The organism is Brevundimonas sp. ALps5, assembly GCF_058681645.1.
Map to the genome: position 1 here is coordinate 2,074,548 of NZ_CM178744.1, position 13,509 is coordinate 2,088,056.

Sequence of the window (13,509 nt, forward strand, 5' to 3'; positions counted from 1 at the left end):
TCAACGGCCATCCGGCCACCGCATCAACCGCGCGCCTTTCGCGCCTGAAGGAACCTTGAAATGGCGACTGTGAAAGTCACCGACGAAAGCTTCGACGCCGACGTCCTGAAATCCTCCACCCCGGTTCTCGTGGACTTCTGGGCGGAGTGGTGCGGCCCCTGCAAGCAGATCGGCCCGGCCCTGGAGCAGATCGCCGACGAACTGAACGGTCAGGTGACCATCGCCAAGGTCAATATCGACGACAGCCCGATGACCCCGTCCAAGCTGGGCGTGAAGGGCATTCCGACCCTGATGCTGTTCCGCGACGGCCAGCTGTCCTCGCTGAAGGTCGGCGCCATGCCCAAGGGCAAGATCGTCGAATGGCTGGCCGAGAGCGGCATCAAGGCCTCGACCGCCGCCTGAAGCCTTCGGTCCATTGAGTGCGAACGCCCGGCGGTCCCGCGACCGCCGGGCGTTTTGCTATGTGGGCCAGGTTTCCGGCGCGGCGCCCAGAACCTCGCCGGCCAGATAGAGGGAGCCGCAGATCACCACGCGGCCGGCGCCGAGCCGGAGCGCCCGCTCCAGCGCCGCCTCGACGGACGGGGCCGCCTGGGCGCCCAGGCCGTGACCGCGCGCCACGGCCGCCAGGGCCTCGGGCTCGGCCGCGGCTCCCTCGAAGCCCACCGTGAAGACATGGGCGCCCGAGCCCTTGAGCGCCGCGAAGAAGCCGGCGGAATCCTTGTTGGCCAGGATGCCGACGATCAGGGCCAGCGGCATCGGCGCCCGGGCCTCGCGCGCGGCGATGGCGGCGGCCAGGGCCTCCGCCGCATGGGGGTTGTGTCCGCCGTCCAGCCAGAGCTCGGCCTCCGACGCCCTGGCCATCTCGCCATAGGGGCCGGCCGTCAGCCTCTGCATCCGCGCGGGCCAGACGACGCGGCGCAGACCTTCGGCGATGGCGGCTTCAGGCAGGTCCAGCTCCAGGGCGGCGGCGATGGCCAGGCCGGCATTGTCGATCTGATGCGCGCCCGGAAGGGCGGGGGCGGGCAGGTCGAGGAAGCGCTCCTGATCCTGATAGACCATGCCGCCTCGCTCGGCCCAGGCGTCGAAGTCCACCCCCATGACGGTCAGGGGCGACGGGGTTCGTCCGTTCACGGAGGATGCGGCGACGGCCTCGATGACGGCCATGGCCTCTTCGGACTGTCGCGCCACGATGCCGCGGGCCCCGGCCTTGAGAATTCCGGCCTTTTCGGCGGCGATGCCGGCGATGGAGGTCCCCAGAAACTCCGCATGGTCCAGGTCGACGGGGGCGATGACGCTGAGCAGGGGGCGCTCGATGACGTTGGTGGCGTCGAGGGTTCCGCCCAGACCGACCTCGACGATGGCCAGATCGGCCGGGGTCTCGGCCATGGCGACGAAGGCGGCGGCGGTGGTGCTTTCGAAGACGGTGGCCTCGACCCCGCGCACGGCCTCGATGCGGTCGAGGATGGGGCCAAGCTGGTCGTCCTCGATCAGCCGGCCGGCCAGGCGGATGCGCTCATTGAAGCGGACGAGATGAGGGGAGGTGTAGGCATGAACCCTGAGGCCCGCCGCCTCGGCCATGGCGCGGATGAAGGCCACGGTCGAGCCCTTGCCGTTGGTGCCGGCCACATGGATGACGGGGGGCAGGCGCAGCTGGGGGTCGCCGAGCACGGCGCACAAGGTGCGCATCCGGTCCAGCGACAGGTCGATCTTCTGCGGGTGGCGCAGGCGCAGGCGTTCGGAAATCGGGTCCATGGCTCACCCTAGCGCAATTCGCGCCTGGATGGCCTACGCCTGAAGGTCGGTATTAGCCGAGTATGAGCTTGAAGACGCCGACCCAGACGGCGACCGAGCCGAGGGCGGCGGCGCCGAAGGCGATCAGGGGCGAGGTCAGGGCGATGCGCGGACGGCGCTTTGCGACGACCGCCGGAGCGGCCTCGAACCCGACATGCAGTTTTTCGGCGGATGCCCGCATCAGACAGAACTCCCCAACACGAGGTCATCCTGGGGTCACGACATTGAGATATTCGTAAAGGGCGTGGTTAAGCTCGCGACCGGTCGACGTTAACCTTTTCCGGCCTCTTCAACCGGTTGGAGAAGCATTCCAAAAATGGGACGGCAAGGCTGAAAATGCGTGTTTTTTCAGAGGCTTTGCTGTTCGCGGACTGTGCCCCAATTGTAACATACCCTCGTTCTTTTCGTCGCCTGCGGGATTCGTCTTGCACTGCACCATCGGGCGCCGCTTAACATGTCGGTAACTGGTTTTGGCGCGTGAGGGGTTTAGCGAGGGGCATGTTCGACACTGTGTCGTCCGATCTGCGTCCCACCTCCCGGTCGGCTCCTTCGGGGCCGGGCGTCATCGCCGTTTCCGTCGCTCCCGTGATCACCGCCCGCCGCCGGCTGTCGATGGTGCTCAAGCGCCTGTTCGACGTGTTCTGCGCCCTGTCGGCCCTGATCGTCCTGGCGCCGGCCCTGATCGCCATCGCCGTCGCCGTCGCCCTTGAATCGCCGGGCCCGGTCCTGTTCCGCCAGCGCCGCACCGGCCAGGGCGGCAAGGTGTTCCGGATCATGAAGTTCCGCACCATGACGGTGACCGAGGATGGCGACGTCATCAAACACGCCAGCAAGAACGACAAGCGCGTCACCCGCATCGGCGGCTTCCTGCGCGAGACCAGCCTCGACGAACTGCCGCAGCTGTTCAACATCGTGCTCGGCGACATGTCGGTGGTGGGGCCACGCCCGCACGCCCTGGCCCACGACGCCCACTACGGCGCCCTTCTGCCGCGCTACACCGACCGCTTCGCCGTGCGTCCGGGCCTGACCGGCTTCGCCCAAGTTCAGGGCCTGCGCGGCGAGATTCACGATCTGGACTGCATGGCCCGTCGGATCGACGCCGACTGCCACTATGCCGCCAGCTGGTCGTTCCGCAGCGACCTGATGCTGATCGTGCGCACCGTTCCCATGCTGGTGAAGCGCGTCAACGCCTACTGAGGCGGTTCGCCGGGATTTCTGGCGATGATTTTTTCGACCGATGGATCAACGGCCAAGTTGAACGGCCACGGTCGTCTTCCCAATTGAACGTCTCCTTCCCGGAGATCTCCCATGACCGATAGCGCTTCCCCCGTCTGGTTCATCACCGGCTGTTCGACCGGCTTCGGCCGCGAACTGGCCGTCGCCCTGATCGACAGGGGCTATCGGGTGGTCGCCACCGCCCGAAATCCCGACGACCTGACCGATCTGGCCGCATCGGGCGGCGACAATGTCCTGACCCTGAAGCTGGACGTCACAGACGCCGGTCAGGCCGAGGCGGCGGTGAAGGCGGCCGAGGCGCGCTTCGGCCGCATCGACGTCCTCGTGAACAATGCCGGCATCGGCTATTTCGCGGCCATCGAGGAGGCGGAGGAGGCCGAGGTCCGCCGCATGTTCGAGATCAACGTCTGGGGTCTGATCCGCATGACCCAGCTGGTCCTGCCGGGCATGCGGGCGCAACGCTCGGGCACGGTGGTCAATGTCTCCTCCATGGGCGGGCTGCGCGGCTTCCCGGCGGTGGGCCACTACAACGGCACCAAATTCGCGGTCGAAGGCCTGTCCGAGGCCCTGTCCGCCGAGGTGGCGCCGCTGGGCATCAAGGTCCTGATCGTCGAGCCCTCGGGCTTCCGCACCGACTGGGCCGGGCGTTCGGCCAATGAATCGAGCATCACCATCGACGACTACGCCGAGACCGCCGGCGCCCGCCGCGCCGCCATCCGGGGCTATTCCGGCGCCCAGCCGGGCGACCCCAGGCGCGCCGTCGCGGCCATCATCCAGGCGGTCGAGACGGAGGACCCGCCGCTGCGCCTGCTGCTGGGCAAGACGGCGCTGGCCATGGGCCGCCAGAAGATCGAGATGATGCAGAAGGACTTCGACGCCTGGGCCGAGGTCACCGAGGGCGCGGACTTCCCCGAGGGGCAGTAGGCGCCCCCGGACATCATCCCCGTCCTGTGCGGCCGATCCGCTTTCTTTGAGTCGCTTCCACCGGGGCGTTCGCGGTAGGTTCGCCGCATGAGCGATGTCGACCTTGATTCCGGTCCCCCCTGGGAAGAGGACCTGCCCGAGCGGGACGAAAACACCGACGACATGTTCGGCGCGCCGGCGGCTGTGCCTGCGCCCGTCGCGGCCCCGGCCGCCGCTGTCCCTGCTCCGACGCCTGTTCCCGTCAGCACCCCGGTTCCCGTCGAGGGCGAGGGTGAGGCCTATACGGTTCTGGCCCGCAAATACCGGCCGCGCACCTTCGAGGACCTGATCGGTCAGGAGGCCATGGTCCGGACCCTGACCAACGCCTTCGCCACGGGCCGGATCGCCCACGCCTTCATGCTCACGGGGGTTCGCGGCGTCGGCAAGACCACGACCGCGCGCCTGCTGGCCCGGGCCCTGAACAACCAGACCGACGTCATCGACCGCCCGTCGCTGGAGCTCAGCGCCCACGGCGTCCACGACGCCGCCATCATGGCCGGCCAGCATATGGACGTGATGGAGATGGACGCGGCGTCCCATACGGGCGTCAACGACATCCGCGACATCCTCGAGAGCGTCCGCTACGGCCCCGTCGAGGCCCGCTACAAGGTCTATGTGCTCGACGAGGTGCACATGCTGTCCAACCAGGCCTTCAACGCCCTGCTGAAGACCCTGGAAGAGCCGCCGCCGCACGCGAAGTTCATCTTCGCCACCACCGAGATTCGCAAGGTGCCGGTGACCATCCTCAGCCGTTGCCAGCGCTTCGACCTGCGCCGCGTCGAGCCCGAGGTTCTGGTCGAACATCTGGGCCGGATCGCGGTGAAGGAGGGGATGAAGGTCGAGGACGACGCCCTGGCCCTGATCGCCCGCGCCGCCGAGGGTTCGGTTCGCGACGGCCTGTCGCTGCTGGATCAGGCCCTGGTCCAGGGCGAGCGTGGTGAGACGGTGAAGACCGAGATCGTGCGCGACATGCTCGGTCTGGCCGACCGGTCCCAGACCATCGCCCTGTTCGAACAGATCATGGGCGGCCGCACGCCCGAGGCGCTGGAGACCTTCCGGACGCTGTACGGCTATGGCGCGGATCCCATTCAGGTGACCAACGACCTGCTGGAGCACTGCCACGCCGCTTCGGTGGCCAAGATGCTGGGCCCGAACGCGACGCGCCTGCCCGCTGATCAGGCCAAGACCCTGGCGGCCATGGGCGCCGCGATCTCGGCCGGGACCCTGTCGCGCACCTGGCAGATGCTGCTGAAAGGTCTGGAGGAGGTGCGGCGCGCGCCGAGCCCGGCGGATGCGGTCGAGATGATCATCGTCCGCCTGGCCTATGCCGCCGACCTGCCGGCGCCCGAGGATGCGCTGAAGAAGCTGCAGAACGGCGAGCCTCTGTCGCCCGGTTCGGGTGGCGGCGCTCCGCGCGGCGGCGGGGGAGGCGGCGGCGCCTCGGCGGCCCTGGCGCCGCGCCCGGCGGCGCCGGTTCTGGCCAACCCGCAGAGCTTCGAGGACGTGGTCAAACTGGTCGGGGAGAAGCGTGAGATCGCGCTGCAGATGGAGATCGAACGCTATGTTCGCCCGGTCTCCTTCGCACCCGGCCGCCTGACGTTCGAGCCTGTCGCCGGCATGTCGGCCAATCTGGCCAACAAGCTGTCCTCGCGGCTGAAGGAATGGACCGGGCGGCAGTGGTTCGTGATCGCCAACGGCGAAGGCGGCGGCGAGACGGTCATCGAGGTCAACCGGCGTCAGGTCGCCGCCGTCCGCGCCGAGGTCGAGGCCGATCCCTTCGTCGCTTCCATCATGGCCGCCTTCCCGGGAACGGTGATCGCCAACATCGTCGAGGCCCCCAAGGTCGCCCTGCCCTCGATCCCGGACGAGCCGGGTGACGAGGACGACGACGACTGAGGTGATCCTCCCCCAACGGGGGAGGGAGACCGCGAAGCGGTGGAGGGGGCTGGCCCCCTACGCTGTTTGTGGGTTCAGCCCCCTCCGTCACGGCGCAAGCGCGCCGCGCCACCTCCCCCAAGGGGGAGGATTAGATCAGAGGATCTTCGCGGCGGTGTCGAAGTCGAGACGCGGCGAGCGCGGGAACAGGTTCTCGTCGGTGCCGTAGCCCAGGTTGATCACGAAGGACGGGACCCAGCTGCTGTCGGCCAGGAACTCGCCCTTCACGCCGGCGGCGTCAAAGCCGATCATCGGGCCGACGTCGAGGCCCAGGGCGCGGGCGGCGATCATGAAATAGCCGGCCTGCAGCGAGCTGTTGAGCACGCCCGGTCCCTTGCGGGCCTCGGTGTCGCCGAACCAGTCCCTGGCGCCCGGGTTGTGCGGGAACAGCAGGGGCATGTGTTCATGGAAGTCGTTGTCGAAGGCGACCACGACATTGACCGGCGCCGACAGCGTCTTGGCGCGGTTGGCTTCCGACATGAAGGGCGCCAGGCGCGCCTTGGCCTCGGGCGAGGTGATGAACAGGAAGCGGGCCGGGGTGCTGTTGGCGGCCGTCGGACCGTACTTGGTCAGCTCATAGAGTTTCTGCAGCTGCTCGGTCGTGACCGGGCGGTCGCTGAAGGCGTTGCGGGTGCGGGCTTCGGTGAACAGTTGGGCGAGCGCGGTCTCGTCGAGCGCGGCGTCGCGGGTGGAGGCGTCATAGGCCATTGGAAGGCGTCCTGATCTAAACAGCAACAATCGTGGTTGCAAAATAGGCCTCCTTGTCCGCACTGCAAGCAAGGATTTGGCAATTCTGGGTTTCGCTGGGCGAACGCCGCCGATTTGGCAAGAGCGGAGGCTCCGGTCTGCACCCCTCTGTCGCTATGGCCGGCTTCGTCCTATCTAGGGGCCATGACTGACCTCAACGCCCTCATGCAACAGGCCCAGGCGATGCAGCAGAAGCTGCAGGACGCCCAGGCCAAAATGACCGAAACCACCGCCGAGGGGACCTCGGGCGGCGGCCTCGTGACGATCGCCCTCAAGGGCGCCGGCGAGATCACCTCGGTGAAGATCGACGACAGCCTGCTGGTCCCCGGCGAGGGCGAGATCCTGGCTGACCTGATCGTCGCCGCCCACGCCGACGCCAAGCGCAGGCTGGACGAGATCAATGGCGAGCTGATGCGTCAGGCCGCCGGCCCCCTGGCTGGAATGAACATCCCCGGCATGCCGAAGCTGTTCTAGTTGGCCGCCTCCGCCGGACCCGAGATCGAACGCCTGATCGCGCTCCTGGCCAAGCTGCCGGGGCTGGGGCCGCGCTCTGCCCGACGTGCGGCCCTGCAACTGCTCAAGCGGCGCGAACAGCTGCTGCTGCCCCTCGCCGCCGCCATGGCCGAGACCGCGGAAAAGGTCGTCTCCTGCTCGGTTTGCGGCACGCCGGATACGCGCGATCCCTGCTCGATCTGTTCGGACCCCAACCGCGACAACGGCCTGATCTGCGTGGTCGAGGAGGCCGGCGCCCTTTGGGCCATGGAGCGGTCGGGCGCGTTTCGCGGCAAATACCATGTACTGGGCGGACTGCTGTCGGCGCTCGACGGGATCGGCCCCGAAGCCCTGCGCGTCGCCGAACTGGTCGGTCGGGCCAAGGCGGGCAATGAGACGGGAGCGGGGGTGCGCGAGGTCGTTCTGGCCCTTCCCGCCACCGTCGACGGTCAGACCACGGCCCACTACCTCGCCGAACGGCTGACGGGCAGCGGGGTGGAGGTGACCTCCCTGGCGCGCGGCGTTCCCGTCGGCGGCGACCTCGACTGGCTCGACGACGGCACCATCGTTCAGGCGCTTCGGGCCAGACGACCGGCCTAGGTTCGTTGCGGGGTTCTTTTCGCCGGCCCCGACTCCGTCTAGGAACGGAGCATGAACATGCTGATCCCGATCCTTGCCGGCCTCGCCCTTGTGCTGGGGCTTGCGTTTCTGTGGGCCTTCATGGGCTGGCAGAAGGCCAATGCGGCCCTGACCTCGGCCAATGACCGCATCGCCCTCGTCGAAGAGAGCCGCACTACGCTTGCGGATCTGATGAAGGCACAGGCGGCCCAGTCGGCCCAGGCCGTGGCCGACCAGATGGTCACCCGCGCCACCGAGACCTTCCAGGCGCAGGACCGGTTCGCCCGCGAACGGATCGAGGCTCAACTGAAGCCGGTCTCGGAACAGCTGACCAAGTTTCAGGAACATGTCTCGGCGCTGGAGAAGGCGCGGACCGAGGAGACCGGCGGGCTGAAGGAGCAGTTGTCCCTGTTGATGACCGCCTCGACCGCCACCCGCGACGAGGCGCGGCGCCTGACTGAGGCCCTGCGCGGCAATACCGGCCGGCGTGGGCGCTGGGGCGAACAGACCTGCCGCAATGTGCTGGAAGCGGCAGGCATGGCGGGCCGGTTCGACTTCACCGAACAGACCTCCGAGATGAACGACGAGGGCCGCCAGTCGCGGCCGGACTTCATCGTCAAACTGCCCGGCGGCGGGATGTTCGTCATCGACGCCAAGGTGTCGCTGGCCTTCGCCGACGCATCCGACGGCGACGAGGAGGCCCAGGCCCGCGCCGCGTCGCTGCGGACCGCCGCCAGCATGAAGACCCACGTGCGCCAGCTGTCGTCCAAGGCCTATCAGGACCAGTTCAGGCCCAGCCCCGACTTCGTGGCCATGTTCGTGCCCGGCGACGCCTTCCTCTCGGCGGCGCTGGATCATGAGCCGGACCTGATGACCCAGGCGATGGAATCGCGCGTGGTCATCGTCACCCCGACCACCCTGTTCGCCCTGTGCAAGGCCGTGGCCTACGGCTGGCGGGCCGAGGAGTAGTCGAGGAACGCCGACGAAGTCGCCCGTCTGGGCAAGGAACTCTACAAGCGGCTCTCGGCCATGGGCGGGCACGCCGCCTCGGTCGGCAAGGCGCTGGACGCCGCCGTCGGCCGCTACAACCAGTTCGTCGGCTCGCTGGAGAGCCAGGTCATGGTTCAGGCCCGCCGCTTCGAGGACCTGCAGGTCGACCACGAGGGCCGCGACCTGCCCGAGCTGGCCGCCATCGATCAGTCGCCGCGCGGCATCAGCCGCCCCGAGCTGATCGCCTCCGACGAGGACCGCAAGCTGATCTGACCTCTCGGTGACAAGGTCGCTTGACAGTTTGGCGGCCCGATGTAAAACACCCTTGTCTTGTCGACGGGGAAGTTTGTCATGGTCAATCTGCAGGCTATGGGGCGAAAGGCGCCGCTGAGAACCTATCTCGCCGCGCTCGCCGCCAGCGGGTTGATCGGGGCCGTCGCGGCCGGGATCGTCGGCTTCACCCTCAACCTGGGCGGCATCGGCATCGCCGCCGCCGCGATCGTCACGGCGGTGGCTGTCGCCCTGACCGTGTGGATCTGTCTGCTGTGGTGGCACGGGCTCGATGAGGCGGCGCGCGAGGCTCACAAATGGGCGTGGTGGTGGGGCGGAACAGCCGGCACCCTGCTCGGCGGTCTCGGCATCATCGGACTGTCGATTGTCGGCGACGCCGACGGTCGATTGCCCGGCGGGCTGGCGTCATTGTCACAGGTCGACGGGATCCGGCTGGCCGTCGTCACCGTGCTTCTTCTCCAGGTGGGAGGCTACGGCGTGGCCTGGGCCGTCTGGTGGCTGGCGCGGTCGCGGGGTTGAGATGAACAATCGCCTCAAGGTCCTTCGCGCCGAGCGAAACTGGAGCCAGGCCGATCTGGCCGAGCACCTCGGCGTGTCGCGCCAGACCGTCAATGCGCTGGAGACGGGCCGCTACGACCCCTCCCTGCCGCTCGCCTTCAAGATCGCCCGGGTCTTCGACCAGCCCATCGAATCCATCTTTTCGGAGTGAGACCATGACCGCTTCGCCCGCCACTCCGCGCTCGCCCGCGGTCCGTATCGCCGGCTTCATCGTCCTCGGCCTGCTCGGCGGGGCCGCCGGCCTCGGCATCGCCGCCCTGACCGACCAGATGAACAGCGGCTGGGAGGATACCCTGGCCCTCGGCGCCGGGGCCGCGCCCCTCGCCATGGCCGCCATCATCGCCGTGGGTCTGATCACCCGGCGCGGCGCCGACATCATGAAGGGCTGTGGCGGCCTGCAGATCCTCGTCATGCTGCTGGCCGGGGCGATGATGCTCCTGCCCATGGTCGGCGCCCATATCGCCGCGCCCGGCGCGGTCTGGGCGGGGCTGGCGGTTATGCTGGCGGTCCAGACGGGCGCCAACCTGCTGCTCTGGCGCCGCGCCGACGAGATGCTGCGCCGGATCATGGCCGAGACCGCGACCCTGGCCTTCTGGGCCCTGCAGTCGGCCCTGTTCCTCTACGCCGCCGCCGAACGGCTGGGCCTGATCCACGGCCTGACCGCCTGGGGGATGATGGGCATCCTGATGGGCGTTTACTTCGTCGCCTCGGCCCTCGCCGCCGCTCGCCGCGGCATCCACTGATCCCTTCGCCATCCTCTCGCCCGAAGCGACCCCAAGGATAAGCCATGACCCTGTCTCGCCCAGAGAAACGCCTGGAGCAGAAACTCCCGGAGCAGATGCCGCTGAAGCCCGCCGCGCGGCTGGCGAAGCTCGCGGTCGGAACCGCTCTCGGCCTCGCCCTCGTCGCCGCCCTGCTGGCGCCTTGGGCCACGAAGGCTCACGCCGAGGCGGCCCTCGCGCCGGTCAACTCGGCCCCGGCAGCGATCGCGGCCGAGCCGGCGGCGGAGGGGGGCGCCGCCCTGTGGGTGATCAAGGACGCGGATTCGACCATCTATCTGTTCGGCACGGTCCACGTCCTGCGCCCGAATACGCAATGGGAGTCGCCCAAGGTCACGGCCGCCTTCAACAGCGCCTCGGATATCTGGTTCGAGATTTCCAACCCCGATGACGTCGCGGCCATCATTCCCCTGATCCAGCAGTACGGCGTCTCGCCCGCCACGCCCCTGTCCAGCCAGCTGACGTCGGAGGAGATGACGCGTCTGGACGCGGCGGCCCAGGTGCTGGGCGTCTCGGGCGCCCAGATGGACGTCTTCCGTCCGTGGTACGCGGGCCTGACCCTGTCGATGGCGCCGCTCAAGAAGGCGGGCTACGACCCGGCTTCCGGCGTGGAGCTGACGCTCAAGGCGCGGGCCGAGGCGGCGGAAAAGCCGATCCACGGTTTCGAAACCCTGGACAAACAGATCCGCATTCTGGCCGACCTGCCCCAGGACATTCAGCTGGAGTTCCTGCGCGCCACCCTCAAGGACTATGACGACGCCAGCACCGAGCTGGACGCCATGGTCGAGGCCTGGTCGAAGGGCGATGTCGAGGCCCTGGACCGGGTCACCAATGAAGACATGAAGGATGAGGCGCCGGACATCTACAAGGCCCTGCTGACCGACCGGAACGCGGGCTTCGCCGACCAGATCCAGACCCTGCTGGCCGGTTCCGGCACCGCCTTCGTCGCCGTCGGCGCCGCCCATCTGGCCGGCCCGGACAGCGTCCAGACCATGCTGGAAGCCCGCGGGATCGAGGTCGAGCGGGAGTAGCCGAAGCCTATTGGGCGAAGAGGCGCAGGAGGGCGTTGGCGACGGCGATGATCAGCAGCCAGCCGGCGATCGACACCGGCATGGCGAAGGCGATCCCTTTTGCGGCGCGGCCGTCCATTCGCTTCGTCTCCCTGTGCCGGGACTCCCGGCGCGTCGGTTGGTTCCGACACCCATGGCATAGCTTGGTCCGCCCTGAATCGCTTCCTAACTTTGGTCGTAAGCTCGGCCATTGACGGCAGCCGGTTGACGCCCCGCTGAAATCCGCGAACGGTCCTTTCGCCCGGAGGACGCGATGACCGAAGCCGACACCCGTTACGCCCAGAGATTTCCGGTGCTGGAGCCGGCCCAGCTGGACACGGCGCGGCGCTTCGCCAGCGGGCCTGTGCGCCGGTTCTCACCCGGAGAGGTGGTCTTCGCTGTCGGCGAGGAACAGGCGCCGGTCTGGCTGATCCTCGAGGGCGATATCGTCATCGTCAGACGTGATGGGCTCGGCCACGAAAAGGCGGTCGTCACTCAAGGGCCGGGTCAGTTCACCGGCGAGGTCAGCCAGCTCGCGGGCAAAGCCTCACTAGCGGAAGGTCGTGCGGGCGCGGACGGCTGCGCCGCCCTGTCAATCGATACGGCGCACCTGCGCGCCCTGATGATCGGGGCGGCCGAACTGGGCGAGGTGGTCATGCGGGCCCTGATCCTGCGTCGCGTCGGCCTGATCGAGGGCGGGGCGGCGGGTTCGGTCCTCGTCGGCCATCCCGGAGATCCGAACCTGCTGCGTCTGCAGGGCTTCCTGACCCGCAACGGCTATCCCAACACCCTTCTGGACGCCGAGAACGACGAGGAGGGGCGGGCCGTGGTCGAGCGGCTGGGCGTCGTTGATGCCGACCTGCCGCTGATGGTCTGCCCCAACGGCACGGTGCTAAGGCGCCCCAGCGAGGCCGAGGCGGCGATCTGCCTCGGCATGACGCCCGAGCTGGATCCGGCGAAGGTCTATGACGTGGCCATCGTCGGGGCCGGGCCCGCGGGTCTGGCCACGGCCGTCTATGCGGCTTCGGAAGGACTGTCGGTCATCGTGCTGGACCAGAGGGCGATCGGCGGTCAGGCGGGGGCCTCCTCGCGCATCGAGAACTACCTCGGCTTCCCGACCGGCATCTCGGGTCAGGCCCTGGCGGGGCGGGCGTATAATCAGGCGCTCAAGTTCGGGGCGGAGTTGGCCATTCCCCTGCAGGTCGCACGACTGGAGTGCGCCTCGGACGGGCTGGGCAAGCCGCACCGGCTGGAGCTGGAGAGCGGCGAGGCGGTGCAGGCCCGCACGGTCGTGGTGGCCACGGGCGCCCGCTATCGCCGACCCGGGATCGACAACCTCAGCCCGTTCGAGGGCTCGGGCGTCTCCTACTGGGCCTCGCCCGTCGAGGCGCGGCTGTGCGCCGGCGAGGAGGTGGCGCTGGTCGGCGGCGGCAACTCGGCGGGGCAGGCGGTGGTCTTTCTGGCCTCGAAGGTGAAGGCGTTGAACCTCGTGGTCCGCGGCCCGGGCCTGGAGGCCTCGATGTCGAAATATCTGATCGACCGGATCGCGGCCCTGCCCAATGTGCGCATCCATGTTCACACCGAGATCACGGCGCTCGAGGGGGATGGCGACACCGGCCTGACCGGGGCGGTCTTCCGCGACCGGCGCTCGGGCGAGACCCACGTCTGCCCGATGCGGCACCTGTTCCTGTTCGTCGGCGCCGATCCCAATGCCGACTGGCTGGAGGCCTGCGTCGGGCTGGACGACAAGGGCTTCGTCGAGACCGGGGGCACGGTCGCCCTGCCGCTTCAGACCGACCGGCCGGGCATCTTCGCCATCGGCGACGTGCGCGCCGGCTCGACCAAGCGGGTCGCGGCGGCGGTCGGCGAGGGGGCGGCGGTGGTCAGCCAGATCCACCAGTATCTGGCGTCGCTGGAGGCTTGATCCGAAAGGGGAGGCTGGAGCGGGCGGCGGGAATCGAACCCGCACGAAAAGCTTGGGAAGCTTTCAGGCTACCACTACATCACGCCCGCGGAAGCGAGGCGCAAACTAGCGATTACGCCGCCGGGCTCAAGCCCTG

14 protein-coding genes, 1 tRNA gene and 1 pseudogene are annotated in these 13,509 nt (G+C 68.5%); 12 read left to right on the top strand and 4 right to left on the bottom strand.

The window, feature by feature from the left end; translation table 11 throughout:
• The first annotated feature begins 60 nt into the window (after positions 1–60).
• Complete coding sequence (trxA, locus tag ACW172_RS10055) at positions 61–402, top strand: thioredoxin (protein WP_207870453.1); 342 nt, start codon at positions 61–63, stop codon at positions 400–402.
• A gap of 57 nt (positions 403–459) precedes the next feature.
• Here trxA and ACW172_RS10060 read toward each other — a convergent pair whose 3' ends face one another.
• The gene (locus ACW172_RS10060; protein ID WP_492034907.1) at positions 460–1,752 is read right to left on the bottom strand and encodes a bifunctional folylpolyglutamate synthase/dihydrofolate synthase; all 1,293 of its coding nucleotides are present in this window, start codon (positions 1,750–1,752) and stop codon (positions 460–462) included.
• A gap of 52 nt (positions 1,753–1,804) precedes the next feature.
• Complete coding sequence (locus tag ACW172_RS10065) at positions 1,805–1,972, bottom strand: hypothetical protein (RefSeq protein WP_492034908.1); 168 nt, start codon at positions 1,970–1,972, stop codon at positions 1,805–1,807.
• A gap of 317 nt (positions 1,973–2,289) precedes the next feature.
• Here ACW172_RS10065 and ACW172_RS10070 point away from each other — a divergent pair, with 317 nt between their 5' ends.
• The 3 genes from ACW172_RS10070 (at position 2,290) to ACW172_RS10080 (ending at position 5,886) form a co-directional block, all read left to right on the top strand.
• The gene (locus ACW172_RS10070; protein WP_492034909.1) at positions 2,290–2,988 is read left to right on the top strand and encodes a sugar transferase; all 699 of its coding nucleotides are present in this window, start codon (positions 2,290–2,292) and stop codon (positions 2,986–2,988) included.
• Positions 2,989–3,099: 111 nt separating this feature from the next.
• Entirely contained in the window at positions 3,100–3,951 is an 852-nt protein-coding gene (locus tag ACW172_RS10075) for an oxidoreductase (RefSeq protein ID WP_492034910.1), read from the top strand.
• Between the two features lie 87 nt (positions 3,952–4,038).
• Positions 4,039–5,886, top strand: a complete 1,848-nt coding sequence (locus tag ACW172_RS10080; RefSeq protein WP_492034911.1) for a DNA polymerase III subunit gamma/tau — start codon at positions 4,039–4,041, stop codon at positions 5,884–5,886.
• 135 nt (positions 5,887–6,021) lie between these two features.
• Here ACW172_RS10080 and ACW172_RS10085 read toward each other — a convergent pair whose 3' ends face one another.
• A complete protein-coding gene (locus ACW172_RS10085; protein ID WP_492034912.1) occupies positions 6,022–6,633 on the bottom strand; it encodes a malonic semialdehyde reductase in 612 nt (203 codons plus the stop codon).
• 183 nt (positions 6,634–6,816) lie between these two features.
• Here ACW172_RS10085 and ACW172_RS10090 point away from each other — a divergent pair, with 183 nt between their 5' ends.
• The 8 genes and pseudogenes from ACW172_RS10090 to ACW172_RS10125 all read left to right on the top strand — a co-directional run bounded on the left by ACW172_RS10090 (position 6,817) and on the right by ACW172_RS10125 (position 13,373).
• Entirely contained in the window at positions 6,817–7,146 is a 330-nt protein-coding gene (locus ACW172_RS10090) for a YbaB/EbfC family nucleoid-associated protein (RefSeq protein WP_492034913.1), read from the top strand.
• The gene (gene recR, locus ACW172_RS10095; protein WP_492034914.1) at positions 7,147–7,764 is read left to right on the top strand and encodes a recombination mediator RecR; all 618 of its coding nucleotides are present in this window, start codon (positions 7,147–7,149) and stop codon (positions 7,762–7,764) included.
• A 51-nt stretch (positions 7,765–7,815) separates the two neighbouring features.
• Positions 7,816–9,045 (top strand): annotated as a pseudogene (locus ACW172_RS10100) (DNA recombination protein RmuC).
• Positions 9,046–9,123: 78 nt separating this feature from the next.
• Entirely contained in the window at positions 9,124–9,582 is a 459-nt protein-coding gene (locus tag ACW172_RS10105) for a hypothetical protein (RefSeq protein ID WP_492034915.1), read from the top strand.
• A 1-nt stretch (position 9,583) separates the two neighbouring features.
• The gene (locus ACW172_RS10110) at positions 9,584–9,772 is read left to right on the top strand and encodes a helix-turn-helix transcriptional regulator (protein ID WP_492034916.1); all 189 of its coding nucleotides are present in this window, start codon (positions 9,584–9,586) and stop codon (positions 9,770–9,772) included.
• 4 nt (positions 9,773–9,776) lie between these two features.
• Positions 9,777–10,364 (top strand): hypothetical protein, encoded by a 588-nt coding sequence (locus ACW172_RS10115; RefSeq protein ID WP_492034917.1) that lies wholly within the window; start codon positions 9,777–9,779, stop codon positions 10,362–10,364.
• Between the two features lie 44 nt (positions 10,365–10,408).
• Positions 10,409–11,431, top strand: a complete 1,023-nt coding sequence (locus ACW172_RS10120) for a TraB/GumN family protein (protein WP_492034918.1) — start codon at positions 10,409–10,411, stop codon at positions 11,429–11,431.
• A 292-nt stretch (positions 11,432–11,723) separates the two neighbouring features.
• Complete coding sequence (locus ACW172_RS10125; RefSeq protein ID WP_492034919.1) at positions 11,724–13,373, top strand: FAD-dependent oxidoreductase; 1,650 nt, start codon at positions 11,724–11,726, stop codon at positions 13,371–13,373.
• A 15-nt stretch (positions 13,374–13,388) separates the two neighbouring features.
• On the opposite strand, the gene ACW172_RS10130 is transcribed toward ACW172_RS10125, so the two are convergent.
• Positions 13,389–13,462: transfer RNA gene (locus ACW172_RS10130), tRNA-Gly, on the bottom strand.
• Between the last annotated feature and the right edge of the window lie 47 nt (positions 13,463–13,509).

Coding starts and splice junctions, on each gene's coding strand:
- ACW172_RS10120 (WP_492034918.1), top strand. CDS start 10,409: ATGACCCTGTCTCGCCCAGAGAAACGCCTGGAGCAGAAACTCCCGGAG.
- trxA (WP_207870453.1), top strand. CDS start 61: ATGGCGACTGTGAAAGTCACCGACGAAAGCTTCGACGCCGACGTCCTG.
- ACW172_RS10070 (WP_492034909.1), top strand. CDS start 2,290: ATGTTCGACACTGTGTCGTCCGATCTGCGTCCCACCTCCCGGTCGGCT.
- ACW172_RS10110 (WP_492034916.1), top strand. CDS start 9,584: ATGAACAATCGCCTCAAGGTCCTTCGCGCCGAGCGAAACTGGAGCCAG.
- ACW172_RS10105 (WP_492034915.1), top strand. CDS start 9,124: ATGGTCAATCTGCAGGCTATGGGGCGAAAGGCGCCGCTGAGAACCTAT.
- ACW172_RS10065 (WP_492034908.1), bottom strand. CDS start 1,972: ATGCGGGCATCCGCCGAAAAACTGCATGTCGGGTTCGAGGCCGCTCCG.
- ACW172_RS10080 (WP_492034911.1), top strand. CDS start 4,039: ATGAGCGATGTCGACCTTGATTCCGGTCCCCCCTGGGAAGAGGACCTG.
- ACW172_RS10085 (WP_492034912.1), bottom strand. CDS start 6,633: ATGGCCTATGACGCCTCCACCCGCGACGCCGCGCTCGACGAGACCGCG.
- ACW172_RS10075 (WP_492034910.1), top strand. CDS start 3,100: ATGACCGATAGCGCTTCCCCCGTCTGGTTCATCACCGGCTGTTCGACC.
- ACW172_RS10115 (WP_492034917.1), top strand. CDS start 9,777: ATGACCGCTTCGCCCGCCACTCCGCGCTCGCCCGCGGTCCGTATCGCC.
- ACW172_RS10090 (WP_492034913.1), top strand. CDS start 6,817: ATGACTGACCTCAACGCCCTCATGCAACAGGCCCAGGCGATGCAGCAG.
- ACW172_RS10125 (WP_492034919.1), top strand. CDS start 11,724: ATGACCGAAGCCGACACCCGTTACGCCCAGAGATTTCCGGTGCTGGAG.
- ACW172_RS10060 (WP_492034907.1), bottom strand. CDS start 1,752: ATGGACCCGATTTCCGAACGCCTGCGCCTGCGCCACCCGCAGAAGATC.